This is a genomic window from Streptomyces longisporus, from assembly GCF_039532765.1.
Taxonomy (GTDB): Bacteria; Actinomycetota; Actinomycetes; order Streptomycetales; family Streptomycetaceae; genus Streptomyces; species Streptomyces longisporus.
The window spans coordinates 88081-107655 of sequence record NZ_BAAASG010000021.1 but is presented as its reverse complement, the minus strand read 5'-3'; the positions used below and the strand labels follow the sequence as shown (position 1 = coordinate 107655).

General features: G+C 71.4%; 20 protein-coding genes. 8 read left to right on the top strand and 12 right to left on the bottom strand.

Annotated features, from left to right (window positions below; all coding sequences use genetic code 11):
• From ABD355_RS36285 to ABD355_RS36275, 3 genes are all read right to left on the bottom strand, one after another.
• On the bottom strand, positions 1-780 hold a 780-nt coding region (locus tag ABD355_RS36285), incomplete at its 3' end, for a biotin/lipoyl-containing protein (protein ID WP_344405252.1).
• 62 nt (positions 781-842) lie between these two features.
• Entirely contained in the window at positions 843-2231 is a 1389-nt protein-coding gene (gene lpdA / locus ABD355_RS36280) for a dihydrolipoyl dehydrogenase (RefSeq protein ID WP_344405251.1), read from the bottom strand.
• A gap of 254 nt (positions 2232-2485) precedes the next feature.
• The gene (locus tag ABD355_RS36275; RefSeq protein ID WP_344405250.1) at positions 2486-4024 is read right to left on the bottom strand and encodes a leucyl aminopeptidase; all 1539 of its coding nucleotides are present in this window, start codon (positions 4022-4024) and stop codon (positions 2486-2488) included.
• Positions 4025-4268: 244 nt separating this feature from the next.
• Here ABD355_RS36275 and ABD355_RS36270 point away from each other — a divergent pair, with 244 nt between their 5' ends.
• Entirely contained in the window at positions 4269-5057 is a 789-nt protein-coding gene (locus ABD355_RS36270) for an endo alpha-1,4 polygalactosaminidase (RefSeq protein ID WP_344405248.1), read from the top strand.
• On the opposite strand, the gene ABD355_RS36265 is transcribed toward ABD355_RS36270, so the two are convergent.
• Positions 5017-5622: an RDD family protein gene (locus ABD355_RS36265; protein ID WP_344405247.1), complete on the bottom strand. Its 606-nt coding sequence runs from the start codon at positions 5620-5622 to the stop codon at positions 5017-5019. The two genes, ABD355_RS36270 and ABD355_RS36265, sit on opposite strands and share 41 nt — an antisense overlap.
• Before the next feature lie 46 nt (positions 5623-5668).
• On the bottom strand, positions 5669-6463 hold the full coding sequence (locus tag ABD355_RS36260; protein WP_344405245.1) for an adenosylcobinamide-GDP ribazoletransferase: 795 nt from the start codon (positions 6461-6463) through the stop codon (positions 5669-5671).
• An 83-nt stretch (positions 6464-6546) separates the two neighbouring features.
• Between ABD355_RS36260 and ABD355_RS36255 the strand changes: the two genes are divergently transcribed.
• Complete coding sequence (locus tag ABD355_RS36255; RefSeq protein ID WP_344405244.1) at positions 6547-7302, top strand: hypothetical protein; 756 nt, start codon at positions 6547-6549, stop codon at positions 7300-7302.
• 27 nt (positions 7303-7329) lie between these two features.
• Here the strand turns inward: ABD355_RS36255 and ABD355_RS36250 are convergent, their stop codons facing one another.
• The 3 genes from ABD355_RS36250 to cobT all read right to left on the bottom strand — a co-directional run bounded on the left by ABD355_RS36250 (position 7330) and on the right by cobT (position 11001).
• Positions 7330-8031, bottom strand: a complete 702-nt coding sequence (locus ABD355_RS36250) for a hypothetical protein (RefSeq protein ID WP_344405242.1) — start codon at positions 8029-8031, stop codon at positions 7330-7332.
• 10 nt (positions 8032-8041) lie between these two features.
• Complete coding sequence (locus ABD355_RS36245) at positions 8042-9793, bottom strand: phosphatidylglycerol lysyltransferase domain-containing protein (protein WP_344405241.1); 1752 nt, start codon at positions 9791-9793, stop codon at positions 8042-8044.
• Between the two features lie 83 nt (positions 9794-9876).
• On the bottom strand, positions 9877-11001 hold the full coding sequence (gene cobT, locus ABD355_RS36240; protein ID WP_344405240.1) for a nicotinate-nucleotide--dimethylbenzimidazole phosphoribosyltransferase: 1125 nt from the start codon (positions 10999-11001) through the stop codon (positions 9877-9879).
• Positions 11002-11138: 137 nt separating this feature from the next.
• Here cobT and ABD355_RS36235 point away from each other — a divergent pair, with 137 nt between their 5' ends.
• Entirely contained in the window at positions 11139-11669 is a 531-nt protein-coding gene (locus ABD355_RS36235) for a methyltransferase domain-containing protein (protein ID WP_344405239.1), read from the top strand.
• On the opposite strand, the gene ABD355_RS36230 is transcribed toward ABD355_RS36235, so the two are convergent.
• Entirely contained in the window at positions 11658-12860 is a 1203-nt protein-coding gene (locus ABD355_RS36230) for a bifunctional adenosylcobinamide kinase/adenosylcobinamide-phosphate guanylyltransferase (protein WP_344405238.1), read from the bottom strand. The two genes, ABD355_RS36235 and ABD355_RS36230, sit on opposite strands and share 12 nt — an antisense overlap.
• 113 nt (positions 12861-12973) lie before the next feature.
• Here ABD355_RS36230 and ABD355_RS36225 point away from each other — a divergent pair, with 113 nt between their 5' ends.
• On the top strand, positions 12974-13186 hold the full coding sequence (locus ABD355_RS36225) for a hypothetical protein (protein ID WP_030932574.1): 213 nt from the start codon (positions 12974-12976) through the stop codon (positions 13184-13186).
• Positions 13187-13243: 57 nt separating this feature from the next.
• Here ABD355_RS36225 and ABD355_RS36220 read toward each other — a convergent pair whose 3' ends face one another.
• From ABD355_RS36220 to ABD355_RS36210, 3 genes are all read right to left on the bottom strand, one after another.
• Positions 13244-14332 (bottom strand): S1C family serine protease, encoded by a 1089-nt coding sequence (locus tag ABD355_RS36220; RefSeq protein WP_344405237.1) that lies wholly within the window; start codon positions 14330-14332, stop codon positions 13244-13246.
• Between the two features lie 170 nt (positions 14333-14502).
• A complete protein-coding gene (locus ABD355_RS36215) occupies positions 14503-15204 on the bottom strand; it encodes a class I SAM-dependent methyltransferase (RefSeq protein WP_344405236.1) in 702 nt (233 codons plus the stop codon).
• Between the two features lie 83 nt (positions 15205-15287).
• On the bottom strand, positions 15288-15962 hold the full coding sequence (locus ABD355_RS36210) for a DUF3043 domain-containing protein (protein ID WP_344405234.1): 675 nt from the start codon (positions 15960-15962) through the stop codon (positions 15288-15290).
• A 251-nt stretch (positions 15963-16213) separates the two neighbouring features.
• Here ABD355_RS36210 and ABD355_RS36205 point away from each other — a divergent pair, with 251 nt between their 5' ends.
• From ABD355_RS36205 to ABD355_RS36190, 4 genes are all read left to right on the top strand, one after another.
• Entirely contained in the window at positions 16214-16978 is a 765-nt protein-coding gene (locus tag ABD355_RS36205; protein ID WP_425585825.1) for a PspA/IM30 family protein, read from the top strand.
• Between the two features lie 31 nt (positions 16979-17009).
• The gene (pspAA, locus tag ABD355_RS36200; RefSeq protein ID WP_344405257.1) at positions 17010-17288 is read left to right on the top strand and encodes a PspA-associated protein PspAA; all 279 of its coding nucleotides are present in this window, start codon (positions 17010-17012) and stop codon (positions 17286-17288) included.
• Between the two features lie 192 nt (positions 17289-17480).
• The gene (locus ABD355_RS36195) at positions 17481-18704 is read left to right on the top strand and encodes a sensor histidine kinase (protein WP_344405231.1); all 1224 of its coding nucleotides are present in this window, start codon (positions 17481-17483) and stop codon (positions 18702-18704) included.
• A complete protein-coding gene (locus ABD355_RS36190) occupies positions 18701-19381 on the top strand; it encodes a response regulator (RefSeq protein ID WP_344405229.1) in 681 nt (226 codons plus the stop codon). The genes ABD355_RS36195 and ABD355_RS36190 overlap by 4 nt, the downstream gene beginning before the upstream one ends.
• Positions 19382-19575: the final 194 nt, after the last annotated feature.

The window sequence follows — 19575 nt, the reverse complement described above, 5'->3', positions numbered from 1 at the left end:
CGCGGGAGCCGGTGCGGCAGGAGCCGGGGCCGGGGTCGGCGCGGGGGCCGGCGGAGCTACCGGGGCTGCCGGGGCCGGGGCCGGGGCAGCGGCGGCGGGCGCCGGAGCCGGAGCGGCGGGGGCCGGGGCGGCCGCCGGAGCGGCACCGGGGGCGCCGATGACGGCGAGCTTGGCGCCGACCTCGGCGGTCTCGTCCTCGCCGACGGTGATCTCGAGCAGCACACCGGAGGTGGGCGCCGGGATCTCGGTGTCGACCTTGTCCGTGGAGACCTCGAGCAGCGGCTCGTCGGCCTCGACGGAGTCGCCGACCGACTTCAGCCAGCGGGTGACGGTGCCCTCGGTGACGGACTCGCCGAGCGCGGGCAGGACCACGTCGGTGCCCTGGGCGCCGGACGCGCCGGCGGTGGCCTCGGGGGTGGGAGCCGGGGCAGGCGCCGCCTGCTCGGTGGAGGGCTGGGCGGCCGGCGCCGGAGCGGGGGCCTCGGCGGCCGGGGCCGGGGCCTCGGCGGCGGCGGGGGCCGGGGCGGCAGCGGGGGCGCCCGTGCCGTCGTCGATGACGGCCAGCTCGGCGCCGACCTCGACGGTCTCGTCCTCGGCGACCTTGATGGACGCCAGGACGCCGGCGGCAGGGGAGGGGATCTCGGTGTCGACCTTGTCGGTCGAGACCTCGAGCAGCGGCTCGTCGGCCTCGACACGCTCGCCCTCGGCCTTCAGCCAACGAGTGACAGTGCCCTCGGTGACGCTCTCGCCGAGCGCCGGAAGGGTTACGGAAACCGCCATGGTTTCGGTTGCTCCTTACGGAAAGTGCGGAAGTCTGTGTCGTCGCTTCGTCGACCGAGGGATCAGTCGTGCGAGTGAAGGGGCTTGCCGGCCAGAGCCAGGTGGGCCTCGCCCATCGCCTCGTTCTGGGTCGGGTGGGCGTGGATGAGCTGGGCGACCTCGGCGGGCAGCGCTTCCCAGTTGTAGATCAGCTGGGCCTCGCCGACCTGCTCGCCCATGCGGTCGCCGACCATGTGGACGCCGACCACGGCACCGTCCTTGACCTGGACGAGCTTGATCTCGCCCGAGGTGTTCAGGATCTTGCTCTTGCCGTTGCCCGCGAGGTTGTACTTCAGAGCGACGACCTTGTCCGCACCGTAGATCTCCTTGGCCTTGGCCTCGGTGATGCCCACGGAGGCGACCTCGGGGTGGCAGTACGTCACCCGGGGCACGCCGTCGTAGTCGATCGGGACGGTCTTGAGACCGGCCAGACGCTCCGCCACCAGGATGCCCTCGGCGAAGCCGACGTGCGCGAGCTGGAGCGTCGGGACCAGGTCACCGACGGCAGAGATGGTCGGGACGTTCGTCCGCATGTACTCGTCGACCAGGACGTAGCCGCGGTCCATCGCGACGCCCTGCTCCTCGTAACCGAGACCCTGCGAGACCGGGCCGCGGCCGACCGCGACCAGCAGGAGTTCGGCCTCGAACTCCTTGCCGTCGGCCAGGGTGACCTTGACGCCGTCGGCGGTGTACTCGGCCTTCGAGAAGAAGGTGCCCAGGTTGAACTTGATGCCGCGCTTGCGGAACGCGCGCTCAAGAAGCTTGGAGGAGTTCTCGTCCTCGACCGGGACGAGGTGCTTGAGGCCCTCGATGACCGTGACGTCCGTACCGAAGGACTTCCAGGCGGAGGCGAACTCGACGCCGATGACACCGCCGCCGAGGACGATCGCCGACTTCGGCACGCGGTCCAGGACGAGGGCGTGGTCCGAGGAGATGATGCGGTTGCCGTCGATCTCCAGGCCCGGCAGCGACTTCGGCACGGAGCCGGTCGCCAGCAGGACGTGACGGCCCTGGATGCGCTGGCCGTTGACGTCGACGGAGGTCGGGGAGGACAGGCGGCCCTCACCCTCGATGTACGTCACCTTGCGGGACGCGATGAGACCCTGCAGACCCTTGTACAGGCCGGAGATGACACCGTCCTTGTACTTGTGGACGGCGGCCACGTCGATGCCCTCGAAGGTGGCCTTGACGCCGAACTGCTCGCTCTCGCGGGCCTGGTCGGCGATCTCGCCCGCGTGCAGCAGGGCCTTGGTGGGGATGCACCCCCGGTGCAGGCAGGTACCGCCGACCTTGTCCTTCTCGATCAGGGCGACGTCCAGGCCCAGCTGGGCCCCGCGCAGCGCCGCGGCGTAACCACCGCTACCACCGCCGAGGATCACTAGGTCGAAAACGGTGCTGGCGTCGTTCGCCACGTCACGTCCTCCATGCATGTGCGCCACGCCGGTCGTCCGTGACCGGTCGGCGGCTGGTGTCCGGCCGCTCTTTCTTCGGCCCTGTGGTGGGGGCCCTGTCCTGCCGTGCCCCATCTTCGCACTTGTCGAGGGCCAACGAGACGCCGGGCCGGTGTGTGAGACGTCCCACGTTCAGTTGAGCGGATGGGCGAGGCGTATGAACGAGGGGGCTCCGCCCTACCCGCGCGCGGAGCCCCCTCGTCCTCAGAGCAACCTCACCCGAGGTCGCCTGCCGCGGTGAGCTCCGCCAGCCGTACCAGCGTCCGCACCGCCGTGCCCGTGCCGCCCTTCGGCGTGTAGCCGAACGGTCCGCCCTCGTTGAAGGCCGGACCCGCGATGTCCAGGTGCGCCCAGGTGATGCCCTCGCCCACGAACTCGCGCAGGAAGAGACCGGCGACCAGGCCGCCGCCCATCCGCTCGCCCATGTTGGCGATGTCGGCGGTGGGGGAGTCCATGCCCTTGCGCAGGTGCTCCGGCAGCGGCATCGGCCAGGCCGGCTCGCCGACCTCCTCGGCCGCCTCGTGCACAGCGGAGCGGAACGCGTCGTCGTTCGCCATGATCCCGAAGGTCCGGCTGCCCAGCGCCAGCATCATCGCGCCGGTCAGCGTCGCGACGTCCACGATCGCGTCCGGCTTCTCCTGGGAGGCGGCCCACAGCGCGTCCGCGAGGACCAGCCGGCCCTCGGCGTCGGTGTTGAGGACCTCGACCGTCTTGCCGCTGTACATGCGCAGCACGTCACCGGGACGGGTCGCGGAACCCGACGGCATGTTCTCCGCCAGCGCCAGCCAGCCGGTGACGTTCACCTCCAGGCCGAGACGCGCGGCGGCGACCACGGCGGCGAAGACGGCCGCCGCGCCGCTCATGTCGCACTTCATCGTCTCGTTGTGGCCGGCCGGCTTCAGCGAGATGCCGCCCGAGTCGTAGGTGATGCCCTTGCCGACGAACGCGAGGTGCTTCTTCGCCTTGGCGGAGGTGTACGACAGCTTCACCAGCCGCGGACCGGACGCGGAGCCCGCGCCGACGCCGAGGATGCCGCCGTAGCCGCCCTTCTCCAGGGCCTTCACGTCGAGCACCTGCACCTTGATGCCGTGCTCCTTGGCCGCGGCCTGCGCGACGGCGGCGAACGCCTCCGGGTTCAGGTCGTTCGGCGGGGTGTTGATCAGGTCGCGGGCGCGGTTGAGCTCCTCGGCGACGGCGGTGGCGCGCTCGACGGCCGCCTTGTGCTCCTTGTCGCGGGGCCTGGCGCCCAGGACGGAGGCCTCGGCGAGGGGGGCCTTGCCGTTCTTGGCCTTCGGGTCCTTGCCGTTGTTCTTGTAGGCGTCGAAGGAGTACGCGCCGAGCAGCACGCCCTCGCCGATCGCGCCGACGTCCGAGGCGTCCTGGACGGGCAGGGCGAAGGCGGCCTTCTTGGCGCCGGTGAGGGTGCGGGCCGCGGCACCGGCGGCCTTGCGCAGCGCCTCGCCGTCATAGCGGGAGTCCTTCTCGGGCTCCGCGCCCAGGCCCACCGCCACCACGAGCGGGGCCTTGAAGCCGGCCGGCGCCGGCAGCTTCGTCACCTCGCCCTCGGCACCGGAGGCACCGAGGGTCTCCAGGACGCCGGCGAGCCTGCCGTCGTAGGCCTTGTCCACGGCCTCGGCGCCGGGTGCGACGACCAGGTCCCCAGACCTGGAGCCAGTGCCCTTGGCCACACCGATCACGATCGCGTCGGCCCGAAGACCGGGCGCCGCGGCGGTGCTGAGAGTGAGAGCAGTCACGGTGGTGAATTCTCGCTTCCAATGTGAAGTTTCTGTGGTCGATCTGTGTGGGTCGACCGGGCCCGACAGCCGACCCTAGAACCGGCCTCAGGGTGCGGTCTCAGCGGGGCCTTCCCCGGTACGGCGAACACTCGGGATGAGCCTACGCGTGTGTGCGCCTTCACTCATTCCTCCGGGCGTACGCAGTGCCCGGCATCGGAGATCATCCGTGGGGAACACTTCTACGCACCCTGGAGCCCGTTCGTTGAAACGTCCGATACGCCTGCTTGCCCTGCTCGCGCTGCTCGTGCTCACGGCAGGCTGCGGCAGCGCGCCCGACTCCCAGACGTCCGGCGGCCGTTGGCAGCCGCGCCCCGGCGTGGCCTGGCAGTGGCAGCTCAGCGGCCGCGTCGACACCTCCGTCGACGCGCCGGTCTACGACATCGACGGCTTCGACCAGCCGAAGGCCACCGTCACCACGCTGCACGACAAGGGCCGCAAGGTCATCTGCTACCTCTCCACCGGCGCCTGGGAGGACTGGCGCCCCGACGCGAAGAAGTTTCCCGAGTCGGTGCTCGGCAAGGGCAACGGCTGGAAGGGCGAGCGCTGGTTCGACATCCGCCGCACCGACGTATTGGAGCCGCTGATGGCGGCCCGCTTCGACATGTGCCGCAAGAAGGGCTTCGACGCGGTGGAGCCCGACAACATGGACGGCTACAAGAACACCACCGGCTTCCCGCTCAAGGCCGCCGACCAGCTCCGCTACAACCGCCTGATCGCGAAGCTGGCCCACGACCGGGGCATGGCGGTCGGCCTGAAGAACGACCTGGACCAGATCCCGCAGTTGGTCGGGGACTTCGACTTCGCGGTCAACGAACAGTGCGCCCAGTACGGCGAGTGCGCCGCCGAGAAGCCCTTCATCAAGGCAGGCAAGGCCGTCTTCCACGTCGAGTACGAGCTGCCGACCAGCCGCTTCTGCGCCGAGTCCCGCCGGTTGAAGCTCAGCTCGATGCTCAAAAAGTACGAACTGGGGGTGTGGCGCCGGGCGTGCTGACCCCGAGCACGGTGACCGCCGTGCCCGCCAGCCGGTCGGCGAGGGAGCGGCAGGTGGGGGAGAAGACCGGCAGTGCGTTGAGCAGGAAGATCACCACGGCCAGCGCCCACACCAGCACCGAGGCCACGAACTGCCCCTCCACCAGCAGGATGCAGGCGACGGCGTAGACGGCGATGTCGGCGGCCGTGGTGACCGCGGCACGCACCGCGGCCCGGGAGGGGGCGCACGGGCTGACCTGCAGCCCGAGCAGCCCCTTGCCCAGGGTCCGGCCGGCGAGGGCGAGGCAGCCCCACTGGTAGAGGAACGTCGCCACGACCAGCATCCCGAAGCCCTCCTCCACGTCGAGCACGGCCTTGTGCCACAGCGACAGCCCGAGGGTCTCCGAGGCGCCGACGACGTCGCCCTGCGAGGTCAGCAGGTCGAAGCCGCCGTGGACGGCGAGATCCGGCGCGTCGGTGAGCAGCCCGGCTATCCGGTGGAAGGTCAGCACGGCGAGCAGATACGCCAGCGTGAGCACCAGCGCGAAGTCGATGAACCAGGCCACGGCACGACGAAGCTTCGGCACGAACATCCCCCGATCACGATCACTTGTCCGTGTACGGCGCAAGAGACTACTGCCCCAGCGAAAGCACCAGGAGCGAAACCGTCGCAGCCGTCTCGGCAAGCCCCCCGAACACATCACCGGTGACCCCGCCGAAGCGGCGCATGCAGTGCCGCAGCAGGAGTTCGGCCACGGCGAGGGCGGCGACGACCGCGACCGCCGTACGGACCACGTCGTACGTCCCCACGAGCGCACCCCCGGCGGCCGCCGCACCGGCCACCACGACCGCCGCCACCGCCGCCGCCCGCACCGGCACCACGCCCGCGACCGCCGCCCCCAGCCCCTCGGGCCGGGCGGCCGGCACCCCGGCCCGCGCGGCCAGGGTGAGCGCCAGCCGGGCGGCCGTCGCGGAGACGACCGCGGCGAGCGCACCCCGGGCCCACGAGTCGCCGTACGCCTGAGCCAACGCCGCGACCTGCGCCAGCAGGACGAGGACGAGCGTGATCACCCCGAACGGCCCGATGTCCGACTGCTTCATGATCCGCAGCGCGTCCTCGGCGGGCTTGCCGCTGCCGAGCCCGTCCGCGGTGTCCGCGAGCCCGTCGAGATGCAGACCCCGGGTGAGGACGGCGGGTACGGCGGCGGAGGCGACGGCGGCGAGCAGCGCGTCCGCACCCAGCGCCAGCAGCACCACACCGGCCAGTGCCGCGCACCCGCCGACGACCAGCCCGGCGAGCGGCGCGCAGAGCATGCCGCCGCGCGCTGCGTCCCGGTCCCAGCGGGTCACCTTCACCGGCAGCACGGTGAGAGTGCCGAAGGCGAAACGGAGGCCGTCCGGCCAGGGGGTCTTGGAGGGGTCGGGCATCGGCGCAGGTTACCCGGGCTCCCTCGCGATGTCCGCACCGCGGTGCGCAGGAGGGCCGAGGCGGCCGTGGATACAGTGCGCATATGGGACATTGGTTGCAGCGCAACATCATCGAGCCCGGCAAGCTGCCGCTGTTGCTCGCCCTCACCGCGTTCGTGCTGACGTTCCTGATCACCCGGCTCGTCACCCGCCTCATCCGGGCCGGCAAGGGGCCCTTCGGGAACGTGAAGGCGGGCGGGCTGCACATCCATCACGTCGTGCCCGGCGTCGTCCTCATCGTCGTCGGCGGCTTCGGGGCGGTGGCCAGCGGCCGGCACGGCTTCGGCGCGGCCATCTGCGCCGTCCTGTTCGGCATGGGGGCGGGACTCGTCCTCGACGAGTTCGCGCTGATCCTGCACCTCGACGACGTGTACTGGACCGAGGAGGGCCGCAAGAGCGTCGAGGTCGTCGTCCTCACGGCGGCCCTGGTCGGGCTGCTGCTCTCGGGGTTCTCGCCGTTCGGCGTCAACGACATGAGCCAGGAGGAACTGCACAGCCGTGGCGACGTGATCTCGACCGTCGTGGTCAACTTCCTGTTCTCGCTGGCCGTCCTCAGCAAGGGCAAGGCACGGATGGCGATCTTCAGCGTGATCGTCCCGCTCATCGGCCTGATCGGTCTGATCCGCCTGGCCCGCCCCGGCTCGCCCTGGGCCAGACGTTTCTACCGCCGCCGCCCGCGCGCCAGGGCCAAGTCCGCGCTGCGGGCGTATCGCCACGACCGCCGGTGGGCGGGTCCCCGCCGTAAACTCCAGGACCTGCTGGGCGGCAAGCCCGACCCAGTGCCGCCGCGTGCCCCTTAGGGGCGCGCGGCCACGACGGCGCAGCGGTCAGGATCTGGCCTGAGGAAATCCCGACCTGGACTCGATCCGCGCCATCGGACGGTGCCGGTGCCGCACCGCCGAGATCAGACACAGCACCCCCACCGCCGCGATCGCCGCCATGTGCTCCTTGCCGGCGAGATTTCCCTTCAGCAGTACCTCCACCGCCATCGCCGCCGTCACCGCACACGCCGTGACATACGCGCCGTAGCGCCAGCCGAGGAACACCGCGAGGCCCACCACCGCCGCCGACGGGCCGGTGTCCACGACCGAGGCGTCCGAGGAGGGCAGTCCGAAGGCGTTGTCGAAGCCCAGCCAGATGCCCAGGCGGGCGTAGAGCGTGCCGGCGAGCGTGGCGGAGTAGGCGATGACGAGGGTGCGCCAGCGGCCGAGGCAGATCTCCGCGACGCCGAACACGAACAGGACCTGTGCGAGCGCACCCCACACGGGCAGGTCGAGAGCCGGGACGAACAGCGACAGCGGAGTGCGCAGCAGCGACAGCCACAACGGGTCCTCGGCGCGCACTCCCCCCGTGTTCTCCACGAACCGATAACCCCACGACTGGTTCTGCACGACCTGTATGACCGTCGTCAGCACCACCGCCCCGAGAGTCATCGGGATCGCCCGCCAGCGCCGCTTCATCAGCGACTCACGCGCCGTGACGAACAGGAGCCCCCATTCGGCACGGGCCCAGCGGGCGAGCCTGTTCATCCGTCGGTCCTCATCTGTGCGTCTCCAGGTGCGTGCGGTGCAGCCACTTCGGCAGCCCCGGTGCCTCCAGGAACCCCTCCGCGCGCGCCGAGGCGATGCCGATGCGCGGCAGGTCCGCGCTCTTCTCGAAGAGCAGGAACCGCGGCTCCCAGATGGGCCGGTACTTGGCGTTGGCGCGGTACAGCGACTCGATCTGCCACCAGCGCGAGAAGAAGCTGAGCAGCGAGCGCCACAGCCTCAGCACCGGCCCGGCACCGAGGCGTGCGCCACGTTCAAAGACCGAACGGAACATCGCGAAGTTGAGCGAGACCTGCGTGATCTCGATCTCGCGGGCCCGCCGCAGCAGCTCGATGACCATGAACTCCATCAGGCCGTTGTCGGATGCGCGGTCCCGGCGCATCAGGTCGAGGGAGAGCCCGTGCGGACCCCACGGCACGAAGGAGAGAAGCGCCCTCAGCTCACCCGCGCCTTCCCCGGCGCGGCTGTCCCTGCACTCGAGCATCACGCACCGCCCGTCCTCGGGGTCCCCGAGCCGGCCCAGCGCCATGCTGAACCCGCGCTCGGTAGCCCCGTCGCGCCAGTCGTCCGCCCGCTTGAGCAGATACGTCATTTCCTCTGCCGGAATGTCCTCGTGCCGCCGGATGCACACCGTGTACCCAGCCCGCTTCACCCGGTTGTAGGCCTGCCGCACGGTGCGCATGGCCCGTCCGTCCAGGGTGAAGTCGGCCACCTCCACCAAAGCCTCGTCGCCGAGCTCCAGGGCGTCCAGCCCGTGCCGCGCATACACCGTGCCGGCCTCCTCGCTCGCCCCCATCACGGCCGGGATCCACCCGTGCGCGCGGGCCTCGGCGAGCCACGGTTCGATGGCGCCCGGCCAGGCCTCCGGGTCCCCGATCGGATCACCGGACGCCAGCGAGACACCCCCGACGACCCGGTACGCGACGGCCGCCTTGCCGGTCGGCGACCACACCACGCTCTTCTCCCGGCGCAGCGCGAAATACCCGAGCGAGTCCCGCTCGCCGTGCCGCCCCAGCAGCTCCCGCAGCCGCTTCTCGTCGTCCTCGGTGAGCGGGTCGACGGCCCGCCGGGAGCGGAAGGCGGCGTACAAGACGGCGAGGACGAGGATCGTGCTGAGCACGTTGATGGCGACGTTCACCCAGTTCGGCGCGTCGACGCCGGGGAAGCGGGACTCGTCGACGGCTACCGAGACGAGCCGCAGGGTGCCGTAGCGCCAGCGCTCCGGGAACGTCGAAACGGCCGCGTCTGGCGCCTCGTTGGTGACCGTCACCAGCAGCGCGGCGAACAGCGAGGCGACCAGCGTGCCGCCCACCGCGACGGCGGCGGCGAGCTTCGGATTCGAGCGGTCGCCCTTGGCATAGAACTCCCGCCGCCCGACCAGCAGGGCGAGGACGAAGAGGGCCGTGAGGCCCAACGAGATCCAGTTCTGGGCGTACTGCCGGATCTCCGGGTAGGACATCGCGAAAGCGAACAGCCCGAGGAACGAACCGGCCAGCGCGAGGTTGAGGATCCATGCGGCGCGCTTGCGGCGCCGCATGGTGACGGCGAGGAACGCTGTGAACACCCCGGAGGCGAAACCGGCGGTCAGCAGATACGGGGTGAAGAAGTTCTCCTGGTTGTGCCGCCGCACGTCCTGCCCCAGAGAGACCCAGACGGCACTGAGGAAATTGACGAACGCGACGGCCCGCAAATACCAGACGGCGAATGCGGCAGCGCGCCGCGCGGCAATTCGGGCATCTCCCATGAGTGAGGATCATATGGGCGAGGCCTTGATGAACCCATCCATCCTTTGTCTGCGGCTCTGTCGACTTTCGGCCCTCCCGCGGCCTATGCGGTCTCCTCCTTCGTGTCGACGTCCTCGGCCGACTCGTCCCCGGGTTCATCCTTCTCAGGTACCCCCGAGGCCTGCGGCTTCTCCGGCAGCTCCGCGGACAGCGCCGCCGCGGCCTGCACCAGCGGCAGCGCCAGCAGCGCCCCCGCACCCTCGCCCACGGTCACCCCGTGCGAGAGCAGCGGCTCCAGGGCCATCCGGTCCAGCGCCTTGGCCTGCCCCGGCTCCCCGCTGTCGTGTGCGGCCAGCCACCAGTCCGGCGCCCGGAAGGCGATCCGCTGCGCCACCAGGGCGCAGGCGGCCGTCACGACCCCGTCCAGGATCACCGGCATCTTGCGCACCGCGCTCTGCAGCAGGAACCCCGTGATCGCGGCGAGGTCCGCCCCGCCGACGGTCGCCAGCAGCTGCAGCTGGTCGCCCAGCACCGGCCGGGCCCGGCGCAGCGCGTCCCGGATCGCCGCGCACTTGCGCATCCACGCCAGGTCGTCGATGGCGAGCCCGCCCCGCCCGGTGACCACGGACGCGTCGGTTCCGCACAGCGCGGCGATCAGCACCCCGGCCGGGGTCGTCCCGCCCACGCTCACATCGCCGAGCACCACCAGATCCGTACCGGAGTCGGCCTCCTCGTCGGCCACCGCGACACCGGCCCGGAAGGCGGCCTCCGCCTCTTCGAGCGTCAGCGCGTCCTCGAGGTCGATACGTCCGCTGCCGCGCCGCACCCGGTGCCGTACGACCTCGGCGGGCAAGGTGTCGGGGTCGCAGTCCAGCGCCATGTCGACGATCCGCACCGGCACGCCGAGCCGCCGGGCGAGCACCGACACCGGACGGCCGCCCTCCAGGACCTCCCGCACCAACTGGTGGGCGCCACCCGCCGGCCCTGCCGAAACGCCCAGTTCGGCGACGCCGTGGTCGCCGGCGAAGAGGACCACCCGGGGCCGTTCGATCGGCCGCACCGGCACGGCGGACTGGGCCGCCGACAGCCACTCACCCAGGTCGTCGAGGCGGCCCAGCGACCCGGGCGGCACGATCTGACGCTCCCTGCGCGCCTCGGCGTCGCGGCGCACCCCGCCGTCGGGACGCTCGATCAGATCGGTGAAGTCGTCGAGATTAAGCGAGCTCATTCGCCGAACAGTACCGGCACCGGCCGAACGGGACAGCGCCCCAGGGGCACCACGCGCGCGTGACGTCTTTGCCCCCGGGAGATGGATCCCATACGTTCCGTTTTGCAGCGGATTGTCCTACGTCTCCGGGAGCCGCCATGACCTACCCGAGCACCCATGTCAGCGCTCGCGACCGGCGCCGGCACCTCTCGGCGGCCCGCGCGGTCCTGCGGCTCCTGCCCGAACCGGAGAGCTGGCTGGACGTGGGCACGGGCGACGCCCACTTCCCCGGCACGGCACGCGAACTGTTCCCCTACACCTCCTTCGACGGCCTCGACCCCACCCCGCGGGTGTCCTACGCCTGCCATGCCGAGCGCGTCGACGAGGCCTTTGTAGGGCATGTGACGGACCCTCACATCACCACGATCCTGCGCGGCCGCTACGACGTCGTCACACTCCTCCAGCACCGCTCACCGGTCTCGGACCTCCGCGCCGAACTCCGCGCCGCCCTCACGCTCGTCCGCCGCGGCGGCCTCCTCCTCGTGGAGACCCAGCCGGCGCAGTCGCCCGCCCTGCGCACCCAACTCGACTTCCACGGCTGCACGGTCCTCGCGACGAGCCGGCACCTCCTCGGCCAGTTCCCGTACACGCACCGGATCATCGCGCGCCGCAGACCCTCAGCCGCGTAGCACCATCGCCTGCCCCGCCACCACCAGCACCACCTGCTCGCACTCCTTGGCGAACGCCGCGTTCAGCCGCCCGAGTTCATCGCGGTACCGGCGCCCCGAAGCGGTGGCCGGCACGATCCCCGAGCCGACCTCGTTGGACACGGCGACCACGGTCCGCCGGCTCGCCCGTACCGCCTCCGTCAGCTCCCGCACCCGCTCCCGCAGGGCCCGCTCCCCGCCGTCGGCCCACTGGGCGTCGTCCCACGCCCCGACGGAGTCCATCGCGTCCGTCAGCCACAGCGACAGACAGTCGATGAGCAGCGGCGGGCCGTCGGCCGCCAGCAGCGGCACCAGGTCGCAGGTCTCGGCCGTCCGCCAGGACCCCGGCCGGCGCTCCCGGTGGACGGCCACCCGGGACGCCCATTCCGTGTCCCCGTTCCGCGAGCCGCCCGTCGCCACGTACAGCACGTCCGGAAAGGCCTCCAGGCGCCGTTCGGCCTCCACCGACTTCCCGGACCGCGCACCGCCCAGCACCAGCGTCCGCCGCGGCACATCGGGCACGTCCTCGTACACCCCCACCGTCAGCGTCGCCCCGTCCGGCACGGCCCGCGCCCCCGCGGCGGCGAGCCGTCGCCGCAACTCCGGCCCCGGCGGCACGTCGTGGTCGAGATGGACGGCGACGACATCCGTGGTCGGGCCGACGACGCCGACCGCCCGCAGCTTGGCCAGCGCGTCCGGCCGCCCCACCACATCGGTCAGCAGCATGTCGTACCCCACGGCCCCGTTGTGCTCAAGACCGGCCGGCGCGCCCCCCGGCGGCAGATACAGCAGCCGCTGCCCGTTCGGCCCGGTCACCGCATACCCGGTGCCCGGACCGTCCATCGCCACCGCCCGCACCCGATGCCCCGTCAGCAGCGCCAACTCCCGCCCGTCCGGCACCCGCCCGGGCTGCGGCAGCCCCGCCGGTACCTCGACCACGGGCCCGCGGTGCGGATGCGACAACAGCACCTGCCGTACGCCGGCGAGCGAATGCCCGGCTCGCGCCGCCGCGAACGCCGCGCCCGGCGTCAGATCCAGCAACAGGGTCCCGTCCACGAGCACCGCGGTCGCCGCCCGGGCATCCCCGCCGAGCGCGGTCGCACAGGCAGCACAGGGACAGTCGGGGCGGGGCAGTCCCGCGGGGGCACCGGTGCCGAGCAGAGTCACTTCCACGGAAGTGATTTTCGCGTGTCTGCGCAGGTGCTGCCCATCCGACTAGGCTTCTGGCAGGAGGCGGACCAAGATCCGCCTTCTGCTCTGCAGGTGCTCAGACACGGGAGGCGTAGATGGCGTCATGGACGTGGCGGTTCGAGAAGGCCGACGGGGCGGAGGTCCAGCCCGCGGTCCAGCCCGAGGAGTTCACCACGCAGGGGGACGCCGAGTCCTGGATCGGGGAGCACTGGAAGGCCCTGCAGGACGGCGGCGCCGACCAGGTGCGACTGTTCGAGGACTCCGCGGAGATCTACGGGCCGATGAGCCTGCACGCCGAAGAGGCGTAGCCGGTACGGAGGGGGAGGGCGCGGCCGCGATCCGGCCGCTCCCTCCCCCTCCTTCCGTCACTGCTCGCCCAGCGTCACATCGACCTGCTTCCGACTCCCGTTCCGGGTGAACGTCACCGACGTCCTGTCACCCGGCTTCTGTGCCGCCAGCGCCTCCGCCATGGACGTGATGGTGGTGATGTCCGTGTCACCCAGCCTGATGATGACGTCCCCGGGCCGGATGCCCGCCTTGTCGGCCGCCCCGCCGCTCTTCACGGCGACCACGGCGACCCCGGCGGCCTGGTAGCTGTTGTCGACGACCGTACGGCCCGTGATGCCGAGCGCGGCCCGCCCCGAGTCGGTGACCTTGCCGCTCTTGATGATCTGGTCGGCGATCGTCTTCACCATCGACGAGGGGATCGCGAACCCGATGCCGGGCGCCGCACCGTTGCCGAGGCCGGGGTCGGTGGCGGCCAGCGTCGGAATGCCGATGACCTGTCCGTCGAGGTTGACGAGGGCGCCGCCGCTGTTACCGGGGTTGATGGCCGCGGACGTCTGCACCATGTTGGCGATGGTGGCGCCCGTGCCTCCGTCGGTACGGCCCTCGCTCACGGTGCGCCCGGTCGCCGAGACGATGCCCTGCGTCACGCTGGACGACAGCCCGAGCGGCGAACCCATCGCCAGCACGATCTGCCCGACCGCCACCTTCGAGGAGTCCGCGAAGGCGGCCGCCTTCAGCCCGCTCGGCACCTGGTCCAGCTTGATGACGGCGAGGTCCTGGTCCGGGTACGAGTAGACGAGCCGGGCGGTGAGCGCGTCCTCGCTGTTGGCGGTCGTCACCTTGAAGGTCTTCGCGTTCCCGACGACATGCGCGTTGGTGACGATGCGCCCCTGGCCGTCGTAGACGATCCCCGACCCAAGATCGCCGTCGGCCTGGATCTGCACGACCGACGGCAGAACGTCCTTGATCACCTTCTGGTAGGCGCTCTGCAGGTCGCTGCCCGCCATGGGCGCAACGGCCTGTGCGGGCTGCGCGGCCTGCGCGGTCGTCCTCTCCGGCTCACCTGAGGAACCGGATCCGGAGCACCCCGGGACGAGCGCGAGCCCACAGCAGAGCACGGCGACGAGAACGAGCAGCCGAAAGCCACGGGTACGGGCAATGTCCATGCCCTGAGTCTCGTCTCGGGGTGAATGTCCGGCTTGCGCTGTACGCCCGAACGGGCTGCGGTCTGAGTTGGGCGCCCTCGGCGAAATCAGTGCGGTTCCGGCAGCGTCCCACAGGGGCGCGTGCCAATGGCGCCCCGTGGCGCAGCCGCAAACCGAGACGGCCCGCGGCGCTAGCCGCGCACCCCGCACAGGTGCAGCAGCGCCGCCACCCCCCGATAAGGATCCGTCCGCCCGGCCCGCTCCTCGACCGCGAGCAAGGTCTCCATGTCGGCGGGGATCTCCGCCCTGTCCGCCGCGGTGTCCGTGAACACCCGCACGCCGTACCAGGCGTGCAGCGGCGCGGCGATCCCGGCGAGCGTGGCGGTCAGCGCCTCCAGGCGGTCGGCCCGCACATCGAGCCCCAGCCGGTTCGTGTACGACACGGTGTCGAAGGCCCCGAGCGCACCGGCCCAGTCCCCGGACAGACCCGGCCGCATCGCCAGCGCGTCACCGTTGCGCACGAGCAGCGACAGCAGCCCGCCGTGGGCCAGCATCCGGGCCAGCCCCGCCAGCAGCGGATCCGGCTCCTCGACGTACATCAGCACCCCGTGGCACAACACCAGGTCGAAGCTGCCCGGCAGGAAGTGCACCCCGGTGTCCCGGCCGTCGCCCTCGATGATCCGCACCCGCTCCCGGATCCCCTCGGGCTCACCGGAGAGGGCCTCCCGCGCGGTCGCGACCATCGTCGGATCCTGCTCGAGCCCGGTCACCTGATGCCCGGCCCGCGCCAGCCGCAGCGCCTGCGTGCCCTGGCCCATGCCCACGTCGAGCACCCGCAGCCGCTGCCCGACCGGGAACCGCCCCGCTATCTGCTCGTCGAGCTGCCGGGCCACCAGCTCCTGCCGTACGGCATTGCGCAGACCGCCCAGTTTGCCCAGCCAGGCATCCGCCGCACCCCCGGAGAACGACGTAGTGCTCAGGGCCGCTCTCCGCGTTTGACCTGCGGCTTCGGCAGCCGGAGCCGGCGCATCTGGAGGGAGCGCATCAGGGCGTACCGGGTGGCGCCCTTGGTGTTCCGGTCCGGGAACCGCTCGGCGAGCTGCTTCTTCAGCCGGAAGGCGCTGACGACCGCGTCCAGCACGATCAGCACGATCACGACGAGCCACAGGAGCAGCGCGATGCTCTGCAGCGCGCCCACCCGCACCATGCTCAGCACCAGGATGACCACGGCCATGGGCAGGAAGAACTCCGCCACGTTGAACCGCGAGTCGATCCAGTCGCGGGCGAACTTGCGCACCGGACCCTTGTCACGGGCGGGCAGATACCGCTCGTCACCGCCGGCCAGCGCCTGGCGCTGACGCTCCAGCGCGGCACGGCGCTCCTCGCGCTGGCGCTTGGCGGCGTCCTTGCGCGTCATCGAGGTGTTGGCGACGCTGCGGCGCTGGGACTGGGCCTCACTGCGCTTGGGCGTGGGCCGACCCTTCTTCGCCTGCGGGTCACGGGGCTGCTTGGAGTCGGTCAGCGACGCCTTGTCGACGACGGCTGCCTTCTCTTCCTTGGCACGGCTACGGAACACAAAACCCAAGGGTACGGGGTGGCCGGGGTTGGACCCCAGCCCCGTGGGGAACGATCCGGCAACACCAGTCGTCATGTAAGGGACAGAGGGGACGTTGCACGTGCTTCCGGCCCCGGAGTCCGCGGGGGTCTCCTTGGGGGGACACCTACTCCCTACGCCGGAGCGGGAGCGGTTGCAGTCGTCCTTGGGGATGAGCGCATCCGTCCCCGAACAGTGCGTCAATGGATGCAGGGCCCGTACTGTGGGTTCTGTCGCAGAGCTGGAGCTGGAAGTCCGTCAGAAGGGGGCGCGCGAAGCCCATGAGCGGTGTCATGAAGCGTATGGGGATGATCTTCCGCGCGAAGGCGAACAAGGCCCTTGACCGGGCCGAGGACCCGCGCGAAACCCTCGATTACTCGTACCAGAAGCAGCTGGAGCTGCTCCAGAAGGTGCGCCGGGGCGTCGCCGACGTGGCGACCTCCCGCAAGCGCCTGGAGCTCCAGCTGAACCAGCTGCAGTCGCAGTCCACCAAGCTGGAGGACCAGGGCCGCAAGGCGCTGGCGCTGGGCCGTGAGGACCTGGCCCGCGAGGCGCTGTCCCGCCGTGCCGCGCTCCAGCAGCAGGTCACCGACCTCGAGACGCAGCACGCGACGCTCCAGGGCGAGGAGGAGAAGCTCACCCTGGCGGCCCAGCGGCTCCAGGCCAAGGTCGACGCCTTCCGTACGAAGAAGGAGACGATCAAGGCGACGTACACCGCCGCCCAGGCCCAGACCCGCATCGCCGAGTCCTTCTCCGGCATCTCGGAGGAGATGGGCGACGTGGGCCTTGCGATCCAGCGCGCCGAGGACAAGACCGCCCAGCTCCAGGCCCGCGCCGGCGCGATCGACGAGCTCCTCGCCTCGGGCGCCCTGGACGACCAGTCCGGCATGCACAAGGACGACATCCAGGCCGAGCTGGACCGCCTCTCCGGTGGTACGGACGTAGAGCTGGAACTGCAGCGCATGAAGGCGGAGCTGGCCGGAGGCTCGTCCCAGCAGGCGATCGAGGGCGGCACAGGGCAGTCTCAGTCCCAGCAGCAGCCGCAGGACACCCCGCGCTTCGACAAGCAGTAGGGCCCACGCCTAGGAGGCCGACATGGGCGACATGATCGTCAGGATCATGGGGGAGGGGCAGGTGAGGCTGGCCGACAGCCACCTCACCGAACTCAACAAGCTCGACGAGGTACTCCTGCAGGAAATGGAGAACGGCGACGGCCCCGGCTTCCGCCGCACCCTGGAGGCCCTTCTCGCCAAGGTCCGCGAACTGGGCGACCCGCTGCCCGACGACTCCCTGGAGCCGTCGGAACTGATCCTTCCGTCCCAGGACGCGACCTTGGAGCAGGTCCGGGATCTGCTGCGCGACGACGGCTTGATCCCGGGGTAGTACGCGCTGGTCTGAGGCGCCGGGCGGCACGATCCAGCCCGTCCGGCGTTCGAGGACGAGGCCCCTCAAGGGCCGAAGCGGGGGTCTGGGGGCGGCAGCCCCAGTGCGGGCACGTCACCGCCGGGTGCAGGCCAAGCAAAGCCGCAACCGGCCCCCGTTCCCGGCCCCGCAGGGACGCCGTACTGTTCAGACGTGAGCGGCACCCTGGAACGAACGAGATGTCGCCTGACGGCGCACCCCCTCGCGCTGGACGCAACCCTGGCGGCCGGCGTACTCACCTGCATGGTGGCCGGTTCCTTCGTCGACCCGCACGGCAAGAACGGCGTCACCTGGGGCGTCCGCACCCCCGACACCCTCGCCCTCGTCCTCATGGTCCTCGGCGCCCTCGCCCTGGTCTTCCGCCGCCGCGCCCCGAGGACGGTCCTCGCCCTCACCGGCACCGTCTCCCTGGTCGAGTGCATCGTCGGCGACCCCCGCGCGCCCGTCGCGATGTCCGCGGTCATCGCCCTCTTCACCGTCGCCGCCAGCACCGACCGCCCCACCACCTGGCGCCTCGGCCTGCTCACGATGACGGTCCTCACCGGCGCCTCCATGCTGTTCGGGCCCCTGCCGTGGTACGCCCAGGAGAACCTCGCCATCTTCGCCTGGACCGGCATCGGCGCCACCGCCGGCGACGCCGTCCGCAGCCGCCGCGCCGTCGTCCAGGCCATCCGCGAACGCGCCGAGAAAGCCGAACGCACCCGTGAGGAGGAGGCCCGCCGCCGGGTCGCCGAGGAACGCCTGCGGATCGCCCGCGATCTGCACGACGTCGTCGCCCACCACATCGCCCTGGTCAACGTCCAGGCGGGCGTCGCCGCGCACGTCATGGACAAGCGCCCCGACCAGGCCAAGGAGGCCCTCGCCCACGTCCGTGAGGCCAGCCGCTCCGCACTGAACGAACTCCGCGCCACGGTCGGCCTGTTGCGCCAGTCCGGCGACCCCGAGGCCCCCACCGAACCCGCTCCCGGCCTGGACCGCCTGGACGAACTCGTCGGCACCTTCCGCAGCGCCGGCCTGCATGTCGAGGTCGCCCGCGCCGACAACGGCACCACCCTCCCCGCCGCCGTCGGCCTGGCCGCGTACCGCGTCATCCAGGAAGCCCTCACCAACGTCCAGAAACACGCCGGTACGGAGGCGAAGGCCGAGGTCAGCGTCGTACGCGTGGGCCCGAACGTGGAGATCACCGTCCTGGACAACGGCTCCGGCGAGGACGACGCACCCGACAGCGGCGGCGGCCACGGCCTGCTCGGCATGCGCGAGCGCGTCACCGCCCTGCGCGGCACGCTCACCACCGGCCCCCGCTACGGCGGCGGCTTCCGCGTCCATGCGATCCTGCCGGTCAAGACCCGTACGGCCACCCCCGGGGGAACCGCATGACCATCCGCGTCCTGCTCGCCGACGACCAGGCGTTGCTGCGCAGCGCCTTCCGTGTGCTCGTCGACTCCGAGCCCGACATGGAGGTCGTCGGCGAGGCCTCGGACGGCGCTCAGGCGGTACGGCTGGCCAAGGAGGAGCGGGCCGACGTCGTGCTGATGGACATCCGGATGCCCGGTACCGACGGCCTTGCCGCCACCCGCATGATCAGCACCGATCCCACCCTCGCCCATGTCCGCATCGTCATCCTGACCACCTTCGAGGTCGACGACTACGTCGTGCAGTCCCTGCGGGCCGGCGCCTCCGGCTTCCTCGGCAAGGGCAGCGAGCCGGAGGAGCTGCTGAACGCGATCCGGATCGCGGCCGGCGGCGAGGCCCTGCTCTCCCCGGCCGCCACCAAGGGCCTGATCGCCCGCTTCCTCGCCCAGGGCGACGGGGACGACGGCCGCGACCCGGCCCGCGCCGAACGCCTGGAGGCGCTCACCGTCCGCGAGCGCGAGGTCCTGGTCCAGGTCGCCGGCGGCCACTCCAACGACGAGATAGCCGAACGCCTCGAGGTCAGCCCGCTCACCGTGAAGACCCACGTCAACCGGGCCATGGCCAAGCTGGGCGCCCGCGACCGGGCCCAGCTGGTCGTGATCGCGTACGAGTCCGGGCTGGTACGTCCAAGGGTGGAGTGAGCTCTACCCGGCCGTACTGCGGGCGGAGTATGCGCCGTACAAGGAAATGGACCTGGGGCCTACGGATCACCGCGCACCGATGGCACAGGGTGTAGGGGCGGGCGCTCAGATGTGCGCCGCACTTCGTACTGCCTGCCTTACTGCCTGCCGTTCTGCCGCTCGTCTGCCGCTCACAGAAGAGAGATCCCTGACCC

Coding starts and splice junctions, on each gene's coding strand:
- ABD355_RS36245 (WP_344405241.1), bottom strand. CDS start 9,793: ATGGGAGATGCCCGAATTGCCGCGCGGCGCGCTGCCGCATTCGCCGTC.
- ABD355_RS36220 (WP_344405237.1), bottom strand. CDS start 14,332: ATGGACATTGCCCGTACCCGTGGCTTTCGGCTGCTCGTTCTCGTCGCC.
- ABD355_RS36225 (WP_030932574.1), top strand. CDS start 12,974: ATGGCGTCATGGACGTGGCGGTTCGAGAAGGCCGACGGGGCGGAGGTC.
- ABD355_RS36205 (WP_425585825.1), top strand. CDS start 16,214: ATGATCTTCCGCGCGAAGGCGAACAAGGCCCTTGACCGGGCCGAGGAC.
- ABD355_RS36210 (WP_344405234.1), bottom strand. CDS start 15,962: ATGACGACTGGTGTTGCCGGATCGTTCCCCACGGGGCTGGGGTCCAAC.
- pspAA (WP_344405257.1), top strand. CDS start 17,010: ATGATCGTCAGGATCATGGGGGAGGGGCAGGTGAGGCTGGCCGACAGC.
- cobT (WP_344405240.1), bottom strand. CDS start 11,001: ATGAGCTCGCTTAATCTCGACGACTTCACCGATCTGATCGAGCGTCCC.
- ABD355_RS36260 (WP_344405245.1), bottom strand. CDS start 6,463: ATGCCCGACCCCTCCAAGACCCCCTGGCCGGACGGCCTCCGTTTCGCC.
- ABD355_RS36235 (WP_344405239.1), top strand. CDS start 11,139: ATGACCTACCCGAGCACCCATGTCAGCGCTCGCGACCGGCGCCGGCAC.
- ABD355_RS36255 (WP_344405244.1), top strand. CDS start 6,547: ATGGGACATTGGTTGCAGCGCAACATCATCGAGCCCGGCAAGCTGCCG.
- ABD355_RS36250 (WP_344405242.1), bottom strand. CDS start 8,031: ATGAACAGGCTCGCCCGCTGGGCCCGTGCCGAATGGGGGCTCCTGTTC.
- ABD355_RS36190 (WP_344405229.1), top strand. CDS start 18,701: ATGACCATCCGCGTCCTGCTCGCCGACGACCAGGCGTTGCTGCGCAGC.